The 21053-nt window shown below is 69.2% G+C and carries 20 protein-coding genes; 14 read left to right on the forward strand and 6 right to left on the reverse strand.

Features of this window, described 5'->3' with window-relative positions; translation table 11 throughout:
• Window positions 1-64 precede the first annotated feature (64 nt).
• The 4 genes from OG494_RS48450 (at window position 65) to OG494_RS24150 (ending at window position 2974) form a co-directional block, all read left to right on the forward strand.
• Window positions 65-367 carry a hypothetical protein gene (locus OG494_RS48450; RefSeq protein ID WP_442874498.1) on the forward strand — a complete coding sequence of 101 codons (303 nt, stop codon included), beginning with the start codon at window positions 65-67 and terminating at the stop codon, window positions 365-367.
• Between the two features lie 182 nt (window positions 368-549).
• Window positions 550-795, forward strand: a complete 246-nt coding sequence (locus OG494_RS24140; protein WP_328442785.1) for a hypothetical protein — start codon at window positions 550-552, stop codon at window positions 793-795.
• Window positions 792-1370, forward strand: coding sequence for an RNA polymerase sigma factor (locus OG494_RS24145; protein ID WP_328442786.1), 579 nt, complete (start codon window positions 792-794; stop codon window positions 1368-1370). The genes OG494_RS24140 and OG494_RS24145 overlap by 4 nt, the downstream gene beginning before the upstream one ends.
• Window positions 1370-2974 (forward strand): EAL domain-containing protein, encoded by a 1605-nt coding sequence (locus tag OG494_RS24150; RefSeq protein ID WP_328442787.1) that lies wholly within the window; start codon window positions 1370-1372, stop codon window positions 2972-2974. Before OG494_RS24145 ends, OG494_RS24150 begins: the two co-directional genes overlap by 1 nt.
• Before the next feature lie 900 nt (window positions 2975-3874).
• Here OG494_RS24150 and OG494_RS24155 read toward each other — a convergent pair.
• The 5 genes from OG494_RS24155 to fxlM form a co-directional block, all read right to left on the reverse strand.
• Window positions 3875-4861, reverse strand: a complete 987-nt coding sequence (locus tag OG494_RS24155; RefSeq protein WP_328442788.1) for a thiopeptide-type bacteriocin biosynthesis protein — start codon at window positions 4859-4861, stop codon at window positions 3875-3877.
• On the reverse strand, window positions 4843-6045 hold the full coding sequence (locus OG494_RS24160; RefSeq protein WP_328442789.1) for a lanthionine synthetase C family protein: 1203 nt from the start codon (window positions 6043-6045) through the stop codon (window positions 4843-4845). Before OG494_RS24160 ends, OG494_RS24155 begins: the two co-directional genes overlap by 19 nt.
• Window positions 6042-9191: a lantibiotic dehydratase gene (locus tag OG494_RS24165; RefSeq protein ID WP_328442790.1), complete on the reverse strand. Its 3150-nt coding sequence runs from the start codon at window positions 9189-9191 to the stop codon at window positions 6042-6044. The genes OG494_RS24160 and OG494_RS24165 overlap by 4 nt, the downstream gene beginning before the upstream one ends.
• Before the next feature lie 91 nt (window positions 9192-9282).
• Window positions 9283-9462 carry an FxLD family lanthipeptide gene (locus OG494_RS24170; protein WP_328442791.1) on the reverse strand — a complete coding sequence of 60 codons (180 nt, stop codon included), beginning with the start codon at window positions 9460-9462 and terminating at the stop codon, window positions 9283-9285.
• Between the two features lie 43 nt (window positions 9463-9505).
• Window positions 9506-10753 (reverse strand): methyltransferase, FxLD system, encoded by a 1248-nt coding sequence (gene fxlM, locus OG494_RS24175; RefSeq protein WP_328442792.1) that lies wholly within the window; start codon window positions 10751-10753, stop codon window positions 9506-9508.
• Window positions 10754-11495: 742 nt separating this feature from the next.
• On the opposite strand from fxlM, the gene OG494_RS24180 reads away from it, so the two are divergent.
• A complete protein-coding gene (locus OG494_RS24180; RefSeq protein WP_328442793.1) occupies window positions 11496-12800 on the forward strand; it encodes a hypothetical protein in 1305 nt (434 codons plus the stop codon).
• A 7-nt stretch (window positions 12801-12807) separates the two neighbouring features.
• On the opposite strand, the gene OG494_RS24185 is transcribed toward OG494_RS24180, so the two are convergent.
• Window positions 12808-13839: an NAD-dependent epimerase/dehydratase family protein gene (locus OG494_RS24185; protein ID WP_328442794.1), complete on the reverse strand. Its 1032-nt coding sequence runs from the start codon at window positions 13837-13839 to the stop codon at window positions 12808-12810.
• 256 nt (window positions 13840-14095) lie between these two features.
• Here OG494_RS24185 and OG494_RS24190 point away from each other — a divergent pair, with 256 nt between their 5' ends.
• The 9 genes from OG494_RS24190 (at window position 14096) to OG494_RS24230 (ending at window position 20971) form a co-directional block, all read left to right on the forward strand.
• Window positions 14096-14320, forward strand: coding sequence for a hypothetical protein (locus OG494_RS24190; protein WP_328442795.1), 225 nt, complete (start codon window positions 14096-14098; stop codon window positions 14318-14320).
• Window positions 14317-14673, forward strand: a complete 357-nt coding sequence (locus OG494_RS24195; protein WP_328442796.1) for a hypothetical protein — start codon at window positions 14317-14319, stop codon at window positions 14671-14673. The genes OG494_RS24190 and OG494_RS24195 overlap by 4 nt, the downstream gene beginning before the upstream one ends.
• 1071 nt (window positions 14674-15744) lie before the next feature.
• On the forward strand, window positions 15745-16218 hold the full coding sequence (locus tag OG494_RS24200; RefSeq protein ID WP_328442797.1) for a hypothetical protein: 474 nt from the start codon (window positions 15745-15747) through the stop codon (window positions 16216-16218).
• Window positions 16215-17285, forward strand: a complete 1071-nt coding sequence (locus OG494_RS24205; RefSeq protein WP_328442798.1) for an SAM-dependent methyltransferase — start codon at window positions 16215-16217, stop codon at window positions 17283-17285. The genes OG494_RS24200 and OG494_RS24205 overlap by 4 nt, the downstream gene beginning before the upstream one ends.
• A 340-nt stretch (window positions 17286-17625) precedes the next feature.
• Window positions 17626-17835 carry a hypothetical protein gene (locus tag OG494_RS24210; RefSeq protein ID WP_328442799.1) on the forward strand — a complete coding sequence of 70 codons (210 nt, stop codon included), beginning with the start codon at window positions 17626-17628 and terminating at the stop codon, window positions 17833-17835.
• Between the two features lie 7 nt (window positions 17836-17842).
• Window positions 17843-18409, forward strand: a complete 567-nt coding sequence (locus OG494_RS24215; RefSeq protein ID WP_328442800.1) for a hypothetical protein — start codon at window positions 17843-17845, stop codon at window positions 18407-18409.
• A 320-nt stretch (window positions 18410-18729) separates the two neighbouring features.
• Window positions 18730-19173: a hypothetical protein gene (locus tag OG494_RS24220; protein WP_328442801.1), complete on the forward strand. Its 444-nt coding sequence runs from the start codon at window positions 18730-18732 to the stop codon at window positions 19171-19173.
• A 183-nt stretch (window positions 19174-19356) separates the two neighbouring features.
• Window positions 19357-19623: a hypothetical protein gene (locus OG494_RS24225; RefSeq protein ID WP_328442802.1), complete on the forward strand. Its 267-nt coding sequence runs from the start codon at window positions 19357-19359 to the stop codon at window positions 19621-19623.
• A 106-nt stretch (window positions 19624-19729) separates the two neighbouring features.
• On the forward strand, window positions 19730-20971 hold the full coding sequence (locus tag OG494_RS24230) for a hypothetical protein (RefSeq protein ID WP_328442803.1): 1242 nt from the start codon (window positions 19730-19732) through the stop codon (window positions 20969-20971).
• Window positions 20972-21053 lie beyond the last annotated feature (82 nt).

Raw genomic sequence — 21053 nt, forward strand, 5'->3', positions numbered from 1 at the left:
AGCCGCGGCGGCTGCATCTGGTCGCCGTTCCTCCCGCTGTCCGGGCCGGGGCGGGCTGATCCAGCTGCGGTGGGGTGTCACGATCTACGGCCAGGTCGAGCTGTCGCTGTGCCCGGTCGACAAGCGCGGTCTGCCGCTCGGCCTGCACGTTGAGCCTCGACACCGGCGACGCGGCGTGGGCCGCATGCTCGCCCGAGCGGCAGCAGCCCGCGGTGGCCGGTTCAGCTGGACTGCCACACGGCAGAGGAGCCGGGCGTGGCCGCGTTCTGGGCCCCCCCGGGGGCGCGAGCACCGGCGAACCGGTGTTCGCACCAAGAGGCGGCCGGATTACGCGTCGAACCGCGGTGCCAGACGACGTGAGTCATGACCAGCTAGCACGAGCGTGTCGGAGGCACGGCGACATCTCAACGAACATCGGCCGGCACAGCACGGGCCGGCAACACTTTCGAGTGAACCCGCTTCACGATCACAGCCTGGATGGCGTGTAGGGAGTGAAGGGCGCGCGAAACGGCGTGCGCCCCGGTTCCCCTTGGGAAGGAGGGTCACCCGGTGTCGTACCTGGTGACCGCGTTCGCCGCAGCCGTCACGTCGCTGACAGGCCGCTGGATGTGGTGGACGCTTATCGGCGCGGTTCGCGCTCTTCATCGGCTCGCGGCGCAGCGCCAAGTCGTCCTGCTCGCCCTGCGCGTGCTCGCCGCCGGCGGCGAGGTCGAGTGGCGCATCCGCCGCAGCGACCTCGACGTGCGGATCAGCACCCGCCCGGTCCGCCCGGGCGGGCCACCGCCGGCGACGTGAGCAGCGATGACCATCCGCTCCCGGAGTACTGCGCCCAAACGCCCGAAGAACTCGCCGACTACCAGCAGTTCTTCCGCAACAACCGCGGCAAGCTCCTCTGGTACGTCAAGCGGATCATCCCCGGACACGACCACGTCCTGGTCGCCGACGAGGCACTGGTGCGGGTTTGGTCGACTTGGCGGAAACCAGTTGGACCGCGCATGGCGTGGGCGATGTCGATCGCGAACAACCTCGCTCGCGACGTCCTACGCCGAACACGGGAGTTCGCCGACGAGGTCCTCGAGGACACCGTCCCGCTATGGACGACACAGGTGGACGCTGAACAGCACTTCGAGCTGCGCGAGACCCTGCAGTACGCGGCAGAAGAACTTCCGCCACGCGAGTTCGCGGCGATCCTGCTGCAGGTCTTGGGCTACACCACCCTCGAGGTCACCGAACGGGTCGATGCCCGGCCGGACTCGGTCCGCCGCTATCGCAGCGACGGGCGCAAGAAACTGGAGGATTGGCGCACCTGCGGCCGCCCGCAACCGCGGACCGGCCCGGGCCTCGACCCGAGTAAGGGAGGAGCACCTTGATGAACCCGTCCCAGCCACCACCCCCAACCCAAAACGCGCTACAGCAACTGCGCAGCCGGCTGCACGGCATGTCCCCCGACAGCAACCTCGCAGGGTTCGACGGATCATTTACGAAGTCGACGGTGACGCGGTCGCTGACCGACGAGGACATCGTCGTCCTGGTCGCGCAGCGGGATCTCGCCGACCGGCAGTTCGCCCATTTCGCCCCTGACGCGTTTCCACTGACTTTGCACACCGCGGACCCGGCCAACGTCTGCGGCGGCGCGGAGGAACCGGATGAGGTCGACGAAGACTTCCTCGCGATGGCCGACGCCGCGCGCGTCGAGCCCGGCAGCGCGTTGATTGTGGTGATCCGACTCCCGGACCGGGCCGCGGACGGCCCACTGGGTCACGACGAGATCGAGCAGCTGCACGCTGTGGTCGCCGAGCGAGCCGCTGCCGCGTTGAGCGGCCCGGGCCAGGTTCAGCTCGGCGGCTGTGGCTCCACCTTGCTCGCCCTGATGCGTGGTCGGCACATTGACCAGGACTTTCGGCTGCGGCTGTCCCAGCTCGCTGACGCTCTTTCTACCCCGGCCCGGGTCGCCGGGCGCCATGCACCGATCCGGGCGCACTTGGCGCTCGTGCCGCTCGCGGCCGACGCGGATGCCTCTGCAGCTGTGGCTCTGCGGGCCGCGCGGACGAAGCTGCCTGTGCCCGAGCCGCTTGCGTGGGCGTCGCCCGCCGAGACGGTCAGCGTGGGTCTCGAGGAGCTCTCTGAGCGGGCAGAGTTGCTGCATCGAGCTCGCGCGGCCATCGCGGCGGGGCGGTTCGTGTTGCTTTACCGCGACATCCACAGCACCAGCGAACCCGGGGTCGCCGGCGCTCGCGCGGTCCCGGCCTGGATCGACACCGACGGCACCGAGCACACCTTCGCCGAACTCGAGGACGTCGCGGACGCCACCGGCCTCACCCGGGAGATCTTTGACCACACACTGCCCGCGCTCTGCAACGACCTGTTGCTGTGGCGGGCCGCCCGACGCCGAAGCACACCGCACGTACTGCTGGAGATCCCCGAGGAGCTGCTGCGGGAGCGCTACCTGCACGCCAGGCTGCCCGCCGTCTTGCAAGCAACACCCGTGCCGCCGTCGCTGCTGATTCTCGGCATCCCCGCCGCAGCCTTGGCCACCGTCGAGGGGATCGATGAGCATCTGCACCGGCTCAGCGACGTCGGCGTGCAATTGGCCATCACCGGATACGGCGACACCCATACCCCACTCGCGGTCCTCTCCCGACGCCGCTGGAACCTCGCCGTCATCCCCCGCGCAGTGTTGGCCAAGCTCGAAGACCCCCACCCTGACGGCGTCAACGCTGAACGCGCTGTCGTGCAGGCTCTCGTCCATGTCGCCGACCAACTCAAGATCCGCTTACTCGCCGACGACACCGCCCTTCGGGTGGTCCGCCGCTACCTGATCAACGGTCTGCACGTCCCGCCCTGCGCGCCCATCACTGCGGTCGAACTGGCCGAGCGCACCTGGATCGAGCTACCAGCGTTCCCACCCGAGCGACCTGAACCGGACAACTTCTCCGTACCCCGTAGGGTGCCCACGCAGCGAGCAGACCGATAACACATCGCGCTGTGATGCGCCGATGACAGCGCGATGTCCACACAATCGGTCCCCGGCTCCCCGACATAGCTCTTCGCCTGGTGCAACAGCTGGGCGCTCATCCGACTGTCCGTCCTCACTCGGTCCAAGGCGGTGACGGCCCAGTAGACGGCTCCTAACCTGGCCAGTGCCGTGACCGCCCACTCGACGGCTCCCGACCTGGCCAGGACCGTGATTGCCCAGCCGACGACCCATCCTCACCCGACCAAAGCACCACCGAGACTGCGATTCCGGTCCTCTTGACGTCTTCGGGCTGGCCACCTCGCTGATCGACCGCGGCGCCGGGCCGAGCGCGGTCTGCGGCCGGGGCGCAGGCCGACCCGGCTGGTCACCCCGCGACGTCTGCTCCCGACCGTTGAAGCAGCGAGCAGTCCCAGTGCTGCACGGACTCAGCTGGAGGGCAATCGACAGAAACCGGCGCACTGGACACAGCGGTAGCGGGGCCGCGCGACCTTCGTCGACGGCAGTCCGGCCGAGGGTACGGAAAATGAATGCCGCCCGCCTCACCCTTGCTGTTCTCCAGTGCCTGATGCAGCGAGGCAGGTGGTCCACGTTGATGGACCTCGAGCGCATCGCCCTCATGCCGGCGAAGAAACCAGGCCTAGGCGTCGCCGACCAGCCCGGTCTCTTCTGACCAGGAACGCCATGAAGAGAGTTTCTTCGCATAGTCCCGCAAGCTGTGCACAGGTTGCCCACAACTCGACGCATCTGTGGATAAGTCGACTTGTTCTGATCGTCGTCGGTGGCGCCCACCTCGATCATGGCGATCGGACAAGACAGGGGAGGCAGGCAGCCGGCTCGACAGTGGACAGCGGCCGATCACGGCGGTCAACGTGAAGGTGTTCGGCGTGGGATTCATGGTCAGCTCCGGGGCAGCAGCGCGGTGGCGGCTGCGCGGGCAAGGATGCCCTGACTCGTGGCAGATAGACCGAAGCGGTTCCAGTGGAAGATCACCACGTGGGTGAGGATGGCCCGCAGGCCCCGGTCCAGGCGCCCGGCTCCGGCATCCGCGCCGAGCCGGTCGCCGCCAGCGTGCAACGCGGCGAGCCACGGCGCGGCGTGCGCGACCGGCCCGCCCGGAGAGAACAGTTCACTGTCGGCCAGGTCGGTGATCGACAGGAGCAGGCGCACGTTCTCGACCAGCTTGCCGATGCGTTCCGTGTCCGCGTCAGAGGGTGCAGGCCGCAGTCGAGCGACCCGGTCGAATACGTCGCCGCGCTCGAAGGCATCGAGCCCGGCGGCGTGCATCAATCCGCTCAGTAGCAGGAACGACAGCTCCCGGCGGCCGAGGCCAGGACGGTCCTGGCGCAGGTAGTCGAGCACCCCCGCGCTGTCGGCGCAAAACAGCTCGTGGACGGTGTCGATGCCGGTAGGGCCCCCGAAGGCGGCGGTCTCCGGCTCGTACACCGTCGGCCACCAGCGCGCGATGACTCCGATGCCGGTCAGCTCGTCGAGCACGCGATCGACGGCCGTAGCGTCCGCACACGACAGGCGTAGCCGCCAGCAGGGGTGTTTGCGCAGGAACCACCACCCGGCCACCGCCTCGTCGGCGCAGAGCCGGTCAAGAGCCGGGCCAAGCGTCGTGGCCCCGATCGTCTCAGCGGCCGACCAGTCGGTGAACTGGACGCGCACCTGGTACCACTCCTCTTCGGCACGTCGTTCCAGTGCAGCGATCCCGGCGGCCTGGTAAGTCCGCACAGCATCGTCGAGGTCAGCCGGGCCCAGTGCGTGGCGAGCCGCAACGTCCGCCGGGGCGGCACCGGCGAGCACCGCGAGCACCGCGGCGTTGAGGCCGGTGGGCGGTGGCATGGTCGTTCGGGGCGTGGAGGTCAGGTGATCAGCAGGCATGCGTCCCATCCCGTGCGAGGCGGTGTGCTGCGCCGCGCGGTTTCCAGTGCCAGGTCCAAGCCGGCGCGTCCGTTCAGGAGCCCGGCGGCATGCGCCTGGTCGCCGTCATCGTCGCCGCGTGTGTGCCGGGTGAGCCGGCCGGCCAGGGCCGGGAGCCGGGCGGCCAGTGCAGGTCCACGGGCATCGCGGGCGGCGCGGTAGGCGGTCTGGAACACCCCGGCGATGCCGTGGCACAGGCCCGGCTCGCTGATCCGGTCGAGCTGGGCATCGGTCAGGCTCGCGGCCAGGACGTCTTCGGCGTCCTGCTGGCGTCGGCTGTCGCCGGAGGCCAGGGCGGCCAACTGTTGGGCGCGGGCGATGCCGACCGTCCCGTAACACCACGAGGTCCGGCCGCCGTGGGTGTGGGCCGGGTGCCCCGCGCTCAGTTCCTCGCGGGTGATCCATTGGGGCCACCACGGCCCCGCTGCTCCGTCCTGTCGCCATCGGTCGAACCAGGTTGTGAGCACGGCGATCGCCTCGCGCTGACCGTCGACCAGGCAGCCGTCCGTGGTGGCCAGGGCGAGGAAGGCCAGCAGCCCCGCCGCGCCGTGCGCCATGCCGAAGTTCGCGTGCCCGCCGGGAGTCGGCAGGATCTCGTCCGGATCATGCGCCACCCACCAGCCCGGCAACTCGACACCGTTCTCGCTGCGCGGCCGGGTGACGAGGGTGACCACGTACCGCAGAATCCCGGCCAGCTCGTCGCTGCCGGGGTGGTGGCGCAGCAGCAGCGCGCCGATGCCGGTGAGCCCGTAGAACAGGTCGTACTCGGCGAACGTCGCGGGGTCCTCTCGATCGATCCGGATCTTGGCGGTGGCGAGGCGACGCCGGGTCAGGTGCAGGACGTGCTCGTCCATCGTCTGGCTGGCCGAACGGAAGTGGGGGTGGCGGTCGGCGGCGGCGTGCAGCAGGAACGCGACCGCGGGCGCGCCGTAGTAGAGGCCGGCGTGGTCGGCGGCGTCGACCGGGCCCGCCGCCACCCGGCGGATGTGGTCCTGTGCGGTGCTCCAGCTGCCGGCGCCGGTCCACGCGCGTTCGACGTGCAGCAGCGCGCCCGCGACCGCGCCACGAGCCAGGGATTGGCCGGCCACCTCCTCGAGAGTCAAGGACACCTCGCCGTCCGGGTTGGAGCTTGCGTCGGCCATCATCGGGCACCGGCCGGTGCGAGCAGGCGCAGCGCGACCGCACGGGCGAGGCGCCCGGTCTCCTTCTCGAACGTCGGATCGACGCCGACGGCGCGGATGTGTTGCTCGTGCAGCAACGTGCGCAGCACCGCGCCCGGCTCTCGCCCGTCGCGGAGGAGGACGTCGTGGTAGGCGTACAGTGCGGCGTTGCGGGCACACCAGGTGGCGGCGACCGCCTCACCGCCGGGCAGCGCGCGAACGGCGCGGTAACCATCGGCGGGGTCGGCCACGGCGAACGCGTGCCCGCGTAGCTCCCGGTCCAGCGGCCCGTGCTCTTGGGGCAGGCATCCCAGCAGCGCCCGGTACCCGGTGTGCGGATCGGGCGCGAAGGACGCGGACAGGTGCGCCATTGACGCCGCTGCCAGCGCTTGGGCGGGAATCCCGGACGCCTGAGCCGCAGTGAGCTGGGCGATCGCGGCCGTAGTGTCCGTGGCAAAGACCTGCTCGGCCGCCGCGAGCGCGGAGCCGTCGCCGTAGCGGGCGAGGTGCTGCGTTGCCGGGGCGAGCGTGAGTTGGCCGGGCAGGCCCCGCCCATCGAGGTCGGCTGCGAACGCGGCCAGCCGCGCGGCGACGGTTCCGTAGTGCCGCGGATCGGTCAGGCGCAGGAACACCGCGAGATGCTGGTCGGCTTCGGGTCGGATCATGTCGCGGTGCCGCCGCACCCACCACGACGCGACCAGGCTGACCGGATCACGGGCGTCGTGAAGTTCGGCGGCGAGCCGGGGCAGGTGCGCGGTGAGGATCTCGTTGAAGCGCGCCGGGTTGCCGACGATCTGCGCGTGTACCAAGGCGGAGTCACCGGGTTGCAGAGCGGCACCAGGGGCCGCGGTGGCTGGCAACGGCCGGTCCGGCGGGGCGATCGCGGTCATCGGGATCAGCAGCTCCGCCGGTCGCCCGATCCAGCCTTGCCCGTCCGGCGGGCCGTCCTCGTGCAGTTCGACCCGGCCCGCTCGCTCCAAGCGGGTGCGCAGCAGCGCGCAGTCCAGCGCCTGGTCGAGGTCCACGGGCAGCCGGAGCTCGCCGTGGACCAGCACCACCCGGGCCGGGACCTGCCACCGCTGCCGCCATGCCCGCAACGCCTCGTCGTCGCCTCCGGCCTTGGGGCGCACGGCCAGGTCGGTGTCGGAAAGGAGCCAGCGGGCAGCGGCCAGGACCGTGCGGCCGTAGCGGATGCGCGGAACGTAGGGCAGAACCCGGGCGGCACCGAGATCGAAGCCGCGGAACACCGCGCTGCGCGCGTCGGCGACCTCGGCGAGGAACCGGGCCAGCGGCGGGCTCTGCACCGAGGTGTCCAGCGCGTGCGGAATCCGGGGGATCACCCGTCGGCCGTTGGAAATCTGCACCAGATACAGCTGCTCGGCGTCGGCGGTGACCGCCAAGTCGTCTACCCCGATGACGGTGAGGTCCGGGCGCATCGGATCGGAATGCTCCGACAGTGACACGATGTCGCCGAGCAGCGGCGGAACCCGCACTACGTTCTCGTTGTGCGGGCGGCGCGGCGGGAACGACAGCTGCACGGCCACCACGTCCGTGGCCGCCGTGGCCGGGACGTCCTGATCCGACGGAGGCTGCGGTGCGCTGTAGGTCGCGGCCAGCCGGGCATGGGCGGCGTCGTCGAGCAAGTCGGCGAATCGGCCGGCCATGCTGGTGTACGCGCGGGGTGCCGCTGTGACCCTCAGCTGGAACTCGCCGCGGTCAATCGCCGCCGTCGACACGGCGTGCATAGCGACGCCCAATTCGACCCGCTGAGGCGGAATGGCGTCGGCGTGCTCTCCGACGGTCAGCGCCTCGACGTCGCTGTCGGTCACGTCGATCTCGCGCGCTCCGGACAGGGTGGCCTGTTGGATCAGCGCGAGGAGGGCGGCGTCGCGGTCGGTCAGCGCACGCCACGCAGGCCGGGCGCGGGGCGCGCCGAGGTAGCCGGCCGGGTAGCCCAGGCCGGACTCGGCGATCAGGTCCCGCACCGGCACGAGCGCGCCGGGACCGTAGCGGGCGAGGAAGCGAGCGTGGTAGTCGAGCCACGCGGCCGACCCGAACGGTTGCGTCGTGGTCCGCAGCAGCACGGTCGCGGCCCGCGCGGCCTCGTCCAGCACCCGCGCGGGCAGGGTGATCGTCGCGTCGAGCCGCACATCAAGTGCCAGCGCATCGCGGGCGTCGGGCGCCAGGGCGCGCATCCGGGCGGCGATCGCCGTGCGGATGTCCCGCGCCTGGTCAGGATCGTCGGTGTGGTTGTGCCGGGCCAGATCGACGGTGATCGCGTAGAGGTCGCGTAGAACCGCTGCAACGTCGTCGAGCGTGTCCGCATCGGCCGCGTGCAGGGCATTGATCAAGTGGAACACGGCGTCGAGGCTGGTCATCGGCGGCCGCAGGCTCGTGATCAGCACGCCGGCGTCGACCAGGCCGTGCAGCAAAGCGTCGATCTTGCCGGGCGACGCGGACGGGAACTCGCCGGTCATCCGCTCGGCGAGGGTGTCGAAGCGGATCGGCGCAGCGGCCGCGGCCAGGACGTATTGCACCGGGCGAGTGAGCCGCGCCGAGGACTCCCGCAGCGGCCCGGGTGCGGCGGCGCCGACCTCAGCCCGGCGGTGCACGATCACGCGCCCATCACGCACGAACCGCGCCTCGTCCACCACGACCGTCACACGCCGACGCAGGCCAGAAATTCGCTCGAGCCGGTCGATCAGCGTGGTGAGCCATTCGCCGTCCACTCGTGCCACGGCCCGATGCCGCGCGCCGACCTCAGCCGTCGCGGGGCCGACACCGACCACGCCGACGCCGGCGAAAAGACCGAACGGCGTCGACCGCCGCTGCCAGCGCAACAGGTAGGACGCCACGGACACCACGGCACGACGTAACTCCTTCGCCGTGGTCCCGGTGCCTGCGTCGCCTGCGATGTGGTCGACGCGGGCGCCGAGGACCGGGCTGGCCAGCGACACTGCGTCCCGCACCTCTGGGCGCGCCCACACTTTCGTCAGCCACGCACGGCCTTCCTGCTCGACTGCGACTGGGTCGGCCGGATTCAGCTGGGTCGGCGGGTCGAGATCACCGGGATCGGTGGTGACGCGGGCCAGGACAAGGCCGGTGTGCTGGTAACGCGGGGACACGGTCATGGCGATTCGCTCTCCTCACCCAGCCACGATCAAGGCAGCGCGTGGCCGTCGGCGCCCGAGCCAGGCTCGGACGCCGACGGCAGCGGTTGAATCAGAACGGGTCGTTGGAAAACGTGGTGCACGCGCTGGTGCTGCATGTGCTGCCGCACCCGTCGCTCGTGTCGCACATCGTGATCACGAGCTTGGTGGCGGACTCCACCACACGCAGGTCCAGCTCGAACTCCGCGTCATCGACCACGTCCACGGGCGGGGCGGCCAGTGCTGCTGACATTCGGTTCACTCCTTCACTTCTCGGGGTTGTGCAGGACACCCGGTCACCGAGCGGCGGACGCCGCCGGAGGCCAGGAGATCGTGGCCACGCCGTGCGCCTTGACCAGCACGGCCGTGTCCTTGCCGAACTCGGGACGGTCGGAGCCGGTCGGCCAGTAGGCGAAGGCGGGCTCGTCGGCGCGGCCCCGGCGGTCCCACGCCTGGATCTGCTCGACCATCGCGGTAGTGGCGGCGTCGCCGTGGACTCCGTAGGCGCGCGCGCCGAACTCCGATCCGCCGCCGTCGGGAAGGGGCCGGACGGCTAGGTAGGCGAACGAGTCGCCGTGCACCACGCCGAAGGGGAACCAGCTCTTGCGTTCGGAGTTCAGGTCGGTGCCCTCGTCCGCGGCCAGCTTGCAGAAGCCGGGGAGGAACACGGCGAGCCACAGGTGCAGGTCGGCGAAAGACACCCCGTGCTTGATGGTGACGCCGGACCAGGCTTCGGTGCGCTCAGTCGCCAGCACCCCGTCCAGCAGATCCAGCCCGGCCGGGACATCGCCTTCGAAGCGCAGCTTGACGTGGTGGCCGTTGCGGTCGGGCAGCAGGAAGACCCGTTCGTCGCGTGCGCCCTCGCCCTGCATCGGGACGAACCCGGCCACCTCGGACGAGGTACTCGCCAGGTGGTCGCCCTCGCGGAGGAAGCCGATGACGCGGGTGACTCCGTTCATCCGCAACGGAACGACGATCATGCCGCCCTCGGTCAGGTGCGCAAGCCATGCCGGCGCCAGGTCCCAGGCCCCGACCGTCACCAGGATCGCGTCGAAAGGTTCGTGCAGCCCCGGTAGCGGGTTCTCGGCGTCGGCGAGCACCACGTCGACCCGGTTGCCGTATCCGGCCTGCTCCAGCAGTTCGCGGGCGCGGTCGGTCACGTCCGGATCGATGTCCACGCTGACCACCTGCCCGTCCGGGCCAACGATTTCGGCCAGCAGGGCGGCGTTGAACCCGCCGGACCCGATCTCCAGCACCCTCATGCCCTCGGCGAGCCCGGCCTGCTCGATCATCCGGGCCTGGATGTAGGCCGCGCTGGTGGAGGAGATGATCACGCCGTCCGGGTCACGTTTGATCGCAACCGAGTTGTCGACGTTGTAGGTGACCTCCAGCGGAGTGCCGTCGGCGACGAACAGGTGCCGGGGCACCGTACGGAAGGCTCGCGCCACCAGCGGCGAGGTGATCATCTTGTTGGCGAGAAGAGTGTCCACCAGCGCATCGCGGAACTCGGCAGCGTTGGCGTCTTCATGTCGGAGTGTATTCACGCAGTTACCCTTTCAGAGGGGATAACAGTTTCTGGGTTTGTGCGACAGAACGGGTCGGAAGCGCACCGCGGCACCTCGTTAGGACGCTTCCAGCACGCGAGGGTCGACCGACCGGTGGCAGGCGCATGCCTGGGGGTGCGGTTCGCGAGAGGACTGTCGGCGGCGATCAGTTGCCGGTGGGCGATGGTCCACACCGAGAAAGATGTCGGCGGGACCGGCGGCGGCCGAGCATTACGGGCACCGGCCGCGTTGGTCCGGCTGGTGCCCGGCCAACCATGATCACGGTGTCCATCGCGAGCCGCTCAACTACCTGACGACTAGCGGCGACGATCTTAGCCTGAATGTCGTCAACGGTGACACGATCGGGGTCAGCAGCGATACGGCGCGCGTGGCGCCAGTCGGCTGCACGCTGGACCGCGATGCCGATCGCAAAGGCGGCCGCGACGGCCGAAAGCACAACCACGATCACTACTCCGAGTGCTATCCAGAACGCCTCGGTCCACATACTGATCAACCCCTCAGCGCGGGACGCATCTGCTCGCCCAGCGGTGTCATCGCTGGCCCAGGCAGGTAGGGGCAATACCGTGACAGACGGCCCCTTTACCCTGTCGATCTTCGCTGGCCGACCGGTGCACACAGGGGCCACCGAGAGGCCATAGCAGGCCATCTAAGGGACGTTCGCGCAGTTCAGAGGCGCATGGGCGAGCTTGGCCAGCTACCGTGGCTGTAGGAGGTACTCGACATGGCCGCCAGCAAGACGCCCCGTTCACGGCTCGAGCAGTTCGCTCGCACCGCACACCTGTCGCTGAACGCGTTCATGAGGGAGTACACCTCCCAGGCCCTCCGCGCTGGCGAAGGTGAGCTGCACGTCTCCGAACGAACGGTCAAACGCTGGTTTGCCGGGGGTGCCCCGACCCCGCAGGCCGTCTCCTGCCGAGTGCTGGAGCATTGGTGGCGGGAGCCGGTTGGACGACTGCTCGGCCCACCTGACCTGGCGCTCGCGGGCACTGTTGTCACAGAAGAGGAACTTGTAGTGAATACTGGCCGCGAATCGGTCGAGCATGCGATTGAGGCCGCTTCCGCACTAGATCCGTCCGCGCTTGAGCATCTCTACTCGACGGCTGAACATGCGGCGCAGGCTTACTATGTGACGCCTGCTCTATCGATGCTCACTGATTTGATCAAACTGAGGAATACTGTATACGAGCAGCTCGACCGTACACACAAGCCCCGTCAGCAGTCGGAGCTGTACCTCGTTGCCGGTTTGGCATGTGGTCTCCTGTCGTCGGTTTCCTGGGATCTTGGCCACGCAGAAGTGGCGCAGGAGCAGGCTCGCGCAGCGCACACCTATGGCAGCGTCATCGATCATCCATCGCTCATGGCGTGGGCACGGGCGCTACAGGTCACCGTCGCTTTCTGGTCGGGTCAGCCCCGACGCGCAGCCAACATCGCTTCTGTTGCCCTGGGAACAGCTCCCGAAGGAACCGCACGAGCCCGACTGCACTCGGTCAACGCTCGTTCGCTGGCTCTCATCGGCGCCCGGCAGGAAGTTGAAATCGAGCTGGGCAAGGCCGCTGACGAACTCGACCGCGCCGGCGATGACACCTTTCTAGACGAGATCGGCGGGGAGCTGGGCTTCGATCGCTCGCGACGTGCGCTTTGCGCCGGGTCAGCCTACGTAGCACTGGGTGACGGCGACCGGGCAGAGACCGAAGCACTGGGGGCACTGGAGCTGTTCGCCCAGTTTCCGGAGGAGTCGCGTTGGGGCGCCGGCGAGCTTGGTGCCCAGATCGACCTCGGAGTTGCTCGAACACTGCGTGGCGACCTCGCGGGAGCAGAGGACGCCCTTCTGCCAGTCCTCGATATCGACCCTGTGCGGCGGACAGAGGCACTGTCGCGTCGAATGCTCGCCCTTGGTCGCCTCGTCGGTACGGCCCGCTATCGCGGTTCGATCGAGGCAGGTCGTCTTGGCGAGGCCGTCGAAGACTTCACGGCAAGTAGCCTGGCTAGGACCACATCGACCAAAGCAATCATGTCTGGGGATTGAACATGCCCTACTGAGGCACATTCAGGGCGTCCCACGCCGCGAGTATCTGGCGTTCCTTATCAGGAGATATTCCCTGTTCGGCGGCGCGCTCGTGGCCTACGGCTGCACCGCCTGACTGCAACCACGACCACGTGTCACCGACCGTCTCGCGAATATCACGGGTGACGAGTCCGGCGGCGCGAGCTCGACTTGAGTCTACGGCCCAAGCTCCGGCGTAGGAACGCCACAACGGCAACTCAGTCCACTGCTGGACGCCTTGACCGATCAACCATTCTTCGTCGGCAATCCATTCGAATCGCGCGTCAGAGCCGACCGTTTCTCGGCAAGCGACGAGGAAGTCATTCATTGTGTCCTGGCCAGTCGCCGTCAGGTTAAACACACCTGCCGTTCCAACGGCAGAGTTGACCGCGAAGCCGGCGACGTCCCTGACATCGATGGGTTGAATCGGCCTTTCGGGGCGACCCGGCGCGAGCACTCGTCCACCACGCTCGGTCCGGCGCAGCCACCAGGGCAGACGGCCAACATACTCGCGTGGTCCGAGGATGACTCCTGGTCGCAGCAGCACGGACCGGTCCGAACCGAAGACTTCAACCACAGCATGTTCGCACCCCGCCTTGGTGAAGCCATAGATAGACGGCCCCGGGTCGCCGTCGTACCCGAAATCTGGTCCAGCGTCAGTCGGGCACTCGAGAACAGCGGACTCTTCGGTGAGCGGCGCTGTTGGCCAATCTTCGTACACCGAGACCGTGGATACAAACACATATCGCTCTGCTACCGGCTCCAGGGCGCGAGCGATTTGCAGCGCCTCGCGTGGCACGAACCCGGATGTGTCAATCACGGCATCCCAGGAACCGGCGGCGACCAGCCGCTGCAGGTCGGCGGGGTCAGTCCGATCACCACGGATAGTCGTTGTGCCTGGTGCGTCATCGCCGGAGATACCGCGCCGGAACGTTGTCACGTCCCATCCGCGCGCGAGTGCGTCGTCGACGACGGCGCGTCCCAGAAACCAGGATCCACCGAGTACCAATACACGCTTCATGGTCCCATCTTGACGAACTTGGTCCCGGCGCTCCACTCCGGCGCGATCTCGCCGCCCCTGCCGCCCCTGCCGCCCCTGCCGCTTCGCCGCCATCGCTATGCGACTGACACCCCCCGCTTCGTCGACTGCCGGACGGTGAGCAGGTGAAATGACCTCCGCCTGACCTCGGATGGCACCTCGGTGACCTCTTGATGCGCCTCGTTGGTGGCGAAGATCATCAGGCGAGGTTCGTCGTGTCAGGTTCAGGAGGTGGACGATGGTCAATCCGACCGTCGGCGAGGCGCCGCTCACGTTTGCCACCGCTCTTCGCGGGAAGCTGGGCGTCGGCCGGGTCGCCAACGTTGGCGATCTGGTAGGCCAGCGACGAGAGCAGCTGCCTCACCACTACACCGTCACCGGCATCGCGAGCTGCGAACACGCCATCGAGATACGTGAACCCCACGGCGAACAGCCCGTTAAGACCGGACGTGATCGCCGATGACCACGGCCGCCACAAGCCCGTTCGCATTCCTCTGGGATGAACCGGCCATCGAACCGTTCACCACCCTGCTGAAACGCCGCTGGGAATTCTTCCCTCAGTTCGACACGGACGGCCGGCTAGAGCGGTTCACCGGTGCGTTCACGTGGGAGGCGGACAGGTTCACCGATGCTCTCCGTGTCAAAGGTGAGTCTGACGCCGCCGCCATGCGCGTAGATCGCGCCGGAGGGCGGGTCTGGGAACGCGAAGGCGCCGCCCTCGATGTGCTGCACCAGCTCGTCGAGCTGCCCGCGCCCAGCGATCCGCTCGCACCACGGCTCGTGGTAGGCGCGGCTCCGCGGTTGTGGACGCCGTGAGGTCGCCATGGGCGCGGCGACGCGCGCAACGGCAGGTCGCCATCGTCCGCGCACGACAGGCGCTGGTCCCCTTGCCCGACATCCACTGGCACGACCCCCAGTCCGAAGAACAAGCCCACCAGCAGCTGCAGAACACCGCGGCAATCATCGATCGTGCGCTGGCAGGCGTGGCTGACGGCGTGGCTGCAAGGCTGGGGCGATCCGGCGCAGATCCCCTCGGCTCACGCCGCCCCGATGTACGAGCGTCTCGTTGCCGCCATGCGCACGGTCTCGCTCCGGCTGGCGTCGGGCGGAGACGCCGATCCACCACCCAATCCGGACGATCCGGAACCCCGTCGTGAATTTCGCAGGCTCGGCCCGGACGGGTGCTGTGTGTACCTCCCTCCGTCCGGACCGCGCGCCTCGACCGAACGCGAACTGCCAACCTCCGGGCGGTCGAGGCGCACCCCAACGTGTCCATCCCGAACTGGAGCGTGCTCGACGATGGAAGACACCTCAACCGCAACCGTGCTGCGGTACGACGGCTCGTCCACGGCTGCGCACCCGGTGCCGGCCGATCAAACCCAACCGCGAGGTCGCGGGATCACCGCGCCTCCAGCCGACCGGCCGGCCGCGACCGTGCTGCGCTCGCCCTCCACGAACCATCCGCGAGTCCACCGCGTCGACCTCGGCACATTCGACTCAACAGGTGTCCTCGCACCAGCGTGTGCCTCAGCGGATTCCCGCCGGAACACCATCGACGCAGCACGAGACCGCAACCCGCAGTACCGCGTCACCTCCGCCGCCATCACCTGCGAGAAACCTCGATGCCGCGACGACAACGCCAGCACCGAGGGAACTGACGAATCGGTCGGTCCCCTAGATCTCCCGGAGCCGCCATGCCGGTGACCGACGGCGCACGTCCCGAGACCTACTGGTTGAGCACCATCCGCGCGCGGGCTCTGCATGACTACCTCGACTCGAGAACACCCACCGCGGTTCTTCGGTACGCCGGGCGGCACTGGCCGACCCGCGACCGCGACTGGCCATTCACCATTCACCCTCTACAGCAGGTACTGGACGACAATCCTGATGGCGAAGACCGACACGGACACCGGCGAACTGGCCCATGCCGTCGGCACGGAGCTGCAGGCCCACCGCGAGAAACGCGGCTGGTCCCGCCCAGCAGTTGCTGCCTGTTCCGACGGCAACGTCTCGACCAAGGGCCTCCAGTCGGCGGAGAAGGCCACCCGGTCGGTGTCCATCCGCCAGCTGGAGCTGGTCGGGCACCTGTACGCGATCCGGCCGTCGGAGCTGCTGCTGCGCGCCGAGCGCCGGATCTCGTGGGAGCCGGTCGGAGTGGCTGTTGACCTCGACATCCTCGCCGAATGCCGGCACGACGTCCTGCGCCCTGCCGCGCAGTGGGCCCGCCAGGAACGCGACACCGGATCCCTCACGGTGCGGCTGCTGGCTCCCGTCGAACTCGCGTCCTTGGCGCGACGCTGCCGAGTCGATCCCGCCGAACTGACCTTGCTGCTGACCACCCAGGCCCAGGTGACCCGATGACCAGTGCACACCACGTCGCGCCCGACACCCACCCCGCCGAGCAGCACCGGCCCGCTGTTCGGCGCTCACCCACGGCCCCCGCGCCCGCCAGCAACTCGGGCCCCCGCCGCGCGGAACGTGCTGCACCGTGGTGGTTACCGTCCGGCGTCGACCGCAATCGAATCAACCTCGCTTTCTTCTACGATGCCTTTCGCGAAGCCAAAAACAGCGACAACCGCGACGTTGTCTGCGTCAAATTCGCCCACGACAACGAACTTGACGCCGCACTGCTGCTGGACGCTCGCGTGCCGGGCGCGGGCGCCGTGTTCCGGTCCGAGCGCGCGTTTCTCGACCGCGTGGCCGCCTACCTCGTTGCCCGGCAGGGCGTCAGCAGCATCGTGGTCGCGGGCGCGGGCCTACCCCACATCACCGGTGACGACGACCTGCACTCGGTTGTCCGCCTGCGCGAGCGGACAACCCGCAACCGGAAACAGAAAACTTCTCGTGCGAACGTGATCTACGTCGAGCGCGACCCGCTGACCCTCGCCCACCTGCGCACGATCGCCGACGCCGACAACGGCGTTCATGTCGTCGAGGCCGATCCCTGGGATCCCACCGCGATGTGGGACACCCTCTACAACACCACCAGCGAAGGCCCGGGTCTGGTCTCCCGGGACTACGACCACGTGGCGTTGCTGCTGGGCGGAGTGATGTCCTTCCACGGTGGCAGCCGCGCCGAGGTCGCCCACGTGGTGCAGGACCACCTCGCCCGGTTGCCCGAGGGCGCGTTCCTGGCCATGACCCACCTACTGCTCCCCAGCCATACCGAGATGATCGAGCAGGCACGCGAATTCGAAAAAGCGCTGCGCATCTACGGACCGGGAACCGGGAGCCTCGCGACCCACGGCGAGATCGAGGCGATGGTCGCCGGCACCCACGTGGTTCCGCCGGGCGTCGTCCCGGCGTTCGGCTGGTATCCCGACGGTCCGCCGAACCCGCCGATGTGCGGGCACTTCACCGCCGCGGTCCTCACGCAGAAACCCTCAAGCCACGACGAAGCACCGGAGCCACCCTGGCAGCCACAGTGACCCCATCGCACGGGTTGTGCCCGGCGGCGATCGCCGGCATCAGCCTACGCGGCGACAACCACGACGTCGCGGACGAGGACGACAACGGACGCTCGGGCGACGAACCCGCGTGACGGACCGCGACAGCATGCCGACCGGGCAGCGGTGCCCGCTCCAGGTGGGCTCCACAAGCCAGCAGCCGACGTGTTCACCAACACGGTCGGCGCCCAGGACCCTCTGCAGCGAGATCGTCACCTCTGCCGCTGGTCCGCACGCACCTGAGCGGGCCCTGACGCTCGCAGCCAGCAGATCTCATCGACGGAGAAACAGAAACCATTGCGAGAAAAGGAGAGTTGCACTGATGTTCGGCAGGGGTAGCGACGTCAAGCAGTACGCCAAATTGGAGGAACAGCACGAGAAAGGCGAGATCAGCTACGAGCAGCTGGTCGAGAGAAGCGGAAAGGTGCTCGCGAAGGAACAGGCGAACTGCTCGCACGGTCAGACCGAGTACGACGAGGCGACCGGGGCAACGTGGTGCGCCAACGACTCCTGCGGTGTTCAGGTGAGCTGAGGCCAGGATGCAACTCTCGTACGCCGTCGACGACGACAACGCAGCCATCGAGGCAGTGGGAGCGGAGATCAACCGCCCGGACCCGGCGCGGTGGCGGGCGATGACCGCCAGCGACGATCGTCTCCGCCAGACGTACCGGGCACTCGGACAGTTGCTCAAACGGGTCGAGGTCGCGTTCATCCAGCGGAAGGCCGATCTCCGCGCATTCCGCGGTTCCCGCCCGGAGTATCACCAGGCGGCTGCCGCGTACGAGGAGTGGAAATCGCGGACCGTTCACTTCGCCAACTGCGCCCGCAGCCGCCGCAGCCAGCTTCGAGACCGGGTACGCCGCATCAGCCAGCACGACGACCTCGGCCGGATGGCGGCCGCTCTGCGGACGCTGACGCAGGCCGTCGCCGAGCACCGGGACGCGATCAGAAACGGCAGCCGGGAGGAGACCGCGGCCGACCGCATGCTGTGGCTCCGCCTTGACCTCCCGCCCTATGCAGCCACGCCCTCGAGTACGGCCGCCTCACCGCCCAGCTGTACCGGGAAGCCGCGCGGCTCGACGCAACAGTGTCGTCCGACCGCCTGACCGACGGCGCCGCCGCGCCCGGGGACAACGCGCAGGGCGGGTCATGAATGCCGACGAGCAATGGCGCACCACGACACTCCGCCGACCTCGTAACCCGGTCAACGTCGTCCTCGGCGTGGTCGCCGGGCTCGGCGGCTGCGGACTCCTGTGGGCGCTCGCACTCATGGCGGCCTTCGCCGTCGACCCGGACCGCCCCTCCAACCCCGTCGACATCACCACACCCGCCCACGCCACGCCAGGCGCCCGGCGACCTCACCGACCCGGGCGACCGGCAGCGAGTCACCACCATCGCCTACCGCCCACCAGCACCGGGAGACCCCGTGAACCGCACAACAGCCGACACCACACCCGCTGCGCCCCGGTTCCCCGTCACCGTCGACGCCTACGACTTCCTCCAACTCTCCCACGACAACCAGGCGTGGGCCGGGCAGCAGACACGCACAGACGGCCGGTTCGAGGCAATGACCGGAGACGCCGTCGACTACTCCTGGCCGCACGCGTACTGGTATCCCGACTGGGTCACCGTCATCATCGCCCGCAACTTCCTCGACGGCGCCGGCCACAGCTACCAGATCATCAGCGACCTCGAGGACCCGCTCGCCGAATCCGCAGCACATACGCTCTGGCGCCCCTGCCCCGAGCATCGCTGCAACCGGTGCGCCGTCGCGCCGATCTGCAGCTACGTCATCCTCACCAGCTACATCGGTTACCCCGTCGAACCCACCGCTGACCCGAGCGGCCGCAGCGTCGGACGGGACCGGTGAAGGGTGGCCAACCGGCATCCGTAGCGCGCACGCCGACGTCCACCCTGCCGGACACCTTCTAGTCCGCGTCGGCGTCGCGGAGGTCGCCTGGCCTGTGCGCTCACGGCCGCCTTCCTTGCCTTGAACCACGGGTTCTGACCGATTCCATTGCACTGTCCACTTCGCACGAAACGACTCATCCCCATGGACTTCCTGTTCACCCTCCTGCTGATGGCGGCCTATCCGGCCATCGGCGTCCACACCGCGCGCAGCGTCCTACGCCAAGCCCGCACCCAGCTCTCCAACGGGCAGGAAAGCGGTCGACGGCTCCATGCCCGGGCCTGGGTCCACGCCGCGGCCATGGTGCCGCTCTGGCCCGCAGTGGAGCTCATCCCGCCGCTGGCCCGCTCGAGCCGCTCCGGCCTGACGCGCCTGCGCCGGTACCTCAAGCGGCGGGAACAGTCCGCGTGACCATCCGCCGAGCCCGCGGGATGCGACGCCCGCCGTCACGCAACAACCACCTCGCCCCGTGGGCAACGCTGCCCGTGGGCTGCGGGCCGCGGCGAAGGCGACTCCGATGAGCCTCGTCCACGGACACCTGTCCGAACCTGCACGCCAGGTCTACGAACTGCTCGTCGATCATCCTGGACCCGACACCACCGCCGCACCGCTGGCTGCCGCTCTCGACCTGGCCGTGCCCGAGGTCGCCGGCGCGCTGCAGCTGCTGCACACCGCCGGGCAAGTAGAGCGGTGGCCCGGCGACCGCTACCACCTGGCCGCGCGGGTCCGCCAGCACGCCACCCACCTACGCGACCAAGAACGACCCTCAATCCGCAGCCACCAGCTCGGCCGCCTGATCGACTACTACGCCGCCACCGCGGCCGCCACCATCCCGCTCATCGCACCCCGCGCCCACCGCTTCAGCCCGCTCGTGGCTCATGACGTCATCGCCCACGCCCACGCCGACGAGCGCCAGGCCGCTGTCTGGTTCGGCTGGGAACACCGCGTACTGCGCCACGTCGCCGCGACCGCGCTCGGCTGGCGCTGGGACGACATCGTGGTCGAGCTGGCGGACGCCGTCTGGCATCTGGCCCGGCCGAGCTACCACCACGACGACCTCGTCCACCTCCAGCGCGCCGGTCATGCCGCGGCCCAGCGCAGTCACCCGACGATCGCGGCGGTCTTCCGCGCCCGCGAAGCTGCCGCCCTGTCCGACCTGGGCCACCACGACGAGGCCCTGGTCGCTGCGGCCGATGCGACCTCGGCCGCCGGCCACAGCGCCGACCCGCGCCTGGCCGCCCTGGCGCACTCGCTCAGCGGACGGGTGCAGCTCACCTTCGGCCGCGCCGAGGAGGCATCGCACGAGCTGCATGCCGCGCTGCGCGCTCAGCGGCGCCTGGCAGGCGACCCGCACGGCCATGCCGTCCTGCACCGCCGGATCGGACAGGCCTACCTCGCCCGCGGCCGCGTCCACGACGCCATCCGCCACCTACTCGACTCGCGCGAGGAGATGACCCGCGCCCGCCACCCGCTCGGCGCGGCCCGCGCCGCCGCCTCGCTCGCCGAGGCGCTGGTCGTCGCCGGTCGCCCCGGCGAGGCCATGGCCGAACTGAGCGACGCACGCTCCCGTATCGGCCGCACCGCCGCGGTCCGCTACCTCGCCGGTCTCGACCTGGCCACGGCCCGCACCGCCTACCACCTCGGCGACACCGGCATCGCCCGCCGTCTTACCGACACCCTCATCACCCAGCTGGAACACGCCGGGCCCGGCGCCGCCGCTGATCTGTACGCCGCCCGCGAGCTGCGCAAGCAGCTCTAACCCGCCTACCGCAACGACTACGAGGACCTGCACCGTGGAACCGTTCTTCCAGCCCGACCGCCTCTGGCCAGCCGGGCACCGC

Source organism: Amycolatopsis sp. NBC_00438 (assembly GCF_036026695.1).
In the GTDB taxonomy this organism is placed as follows: Bacteria; Actinomycetota; Actinomycetes; order Mycobacteriales; family Pseudonocardiaceae; genus Amycolatopsis.

What these genes read in the sequence shown, in the direction of transcription:
- OG494_RS24225 (WP_328442802.1), top strand. Translation starts at nt 19,357, where the DNA reads ATGGACTTCCTGTTCACCCTCCTGCTGATGGCGGCCTATCCGGCCATC.
- OG494_RS24160 (WP_328442789.1), bottom strand. Translation starts at nt 6,045, where the DNA reads ATGATGGCCGACGCAAGCTCCAACCCGGACGGCGAGGTGTCCTTGACT.
- OG494_RS24185 (WP_328442794.1), bottom strand. Translation starts at nt 13,839, where the DNA reads ATGAAGCGTGTATTGGTACTCGGTGGATCCTGGTTTCTGGGACGCGCC.
- OG494_RS24155 (WP_328442788.1), bottom strand. Translation starts at nt 4,861, where the DNA reads ATGCCTGCTGATCACCTGACCTCCACGCCCCGAACGACCATGCCACCG.
- OG494_RS24200 (WP_328442797.1), top strand. Translation starts at nt 15,745, where the DNA reads ATGGCGAAGACCGACACGGACACCGGCGAACTGGCCCATGCCGTCGGC.
- OG494_RS24165 (WP_328442790.1), bottom strand. Translation starts at nt 9,191, where the DNA reads ATGACCGTGTCCCCGCGTTACCAGCACACCGGCCTTGTCCTGGCCCGC.
- OG494_RS24210 (WP_328442799.1), top strand. Translation starts at nt 17,626, where the DNA reads ATGTTCGGCAGGGGTAGCGACGTCAAGCAGTACGCCAAATTGGAGGAA.
- OG494_RS24190 (WP_328442795.1), top strand. Translation starts at nt 14,096, where the DNA reads ATGGTCAATCCGACCGTCGGCGAGGCGCCGCTCACGTTTGCCACCGCT.
- OG494_RS24150 (WP_328442787.1), top strand. Translation starts at nt 1,370, where the DNA reads ATGAACCCGTCCCAGCCACCACCCCCAACCCAAAACGCGCTACAGCAA.
- OG494_RS24215 (WP_328442800.1), top strand. Translation starts at nt 17,843, where the DNA reads ATGCAACTCTCGTACGCCGTCGACGACGACAACGCAGCCATCGAGGCA.
- OG494_RS24180 (WP_328442793.1), top strand. Translation starts at nt 11,496, where the DNA reads ATGGCCGCCAGCAAGACGCCCCGTTCACGGCTCGAGCAGTTCGCTCGC.
- OG494_RS24230 (WP_328442803.1), top strand. Translation starts at nt 19,730, where the DNA reads ATGAGCCTCGTCCACGGACACCTGTCCGAACCTGCACGCCAGGTCTAC.
- OG494_RS24195 (WP_328442796.1), top strand. Translation starts at nt 14,317, where the DNA reads ATGACCACGGCCGCCACAAGCCCGTTCGCATTCCTCTGGGATGAACCG.
- OG494_RS24170 (WP_328442791.1), bottom strand. Translation starts at nt 9,462, where the DNA reads ATGTCAGCAGCACTGGCCGCCCCGCCCGTGGACGTGGTCGATGACGCG.
- OG494_RS24205 (WP_328442798.1), top strand. Translation starts at nt 16,215, where the DNA reads ATGACCAGTGCACACCACGTCGCGCCCGACACCCACCCCGCCGAGCAG.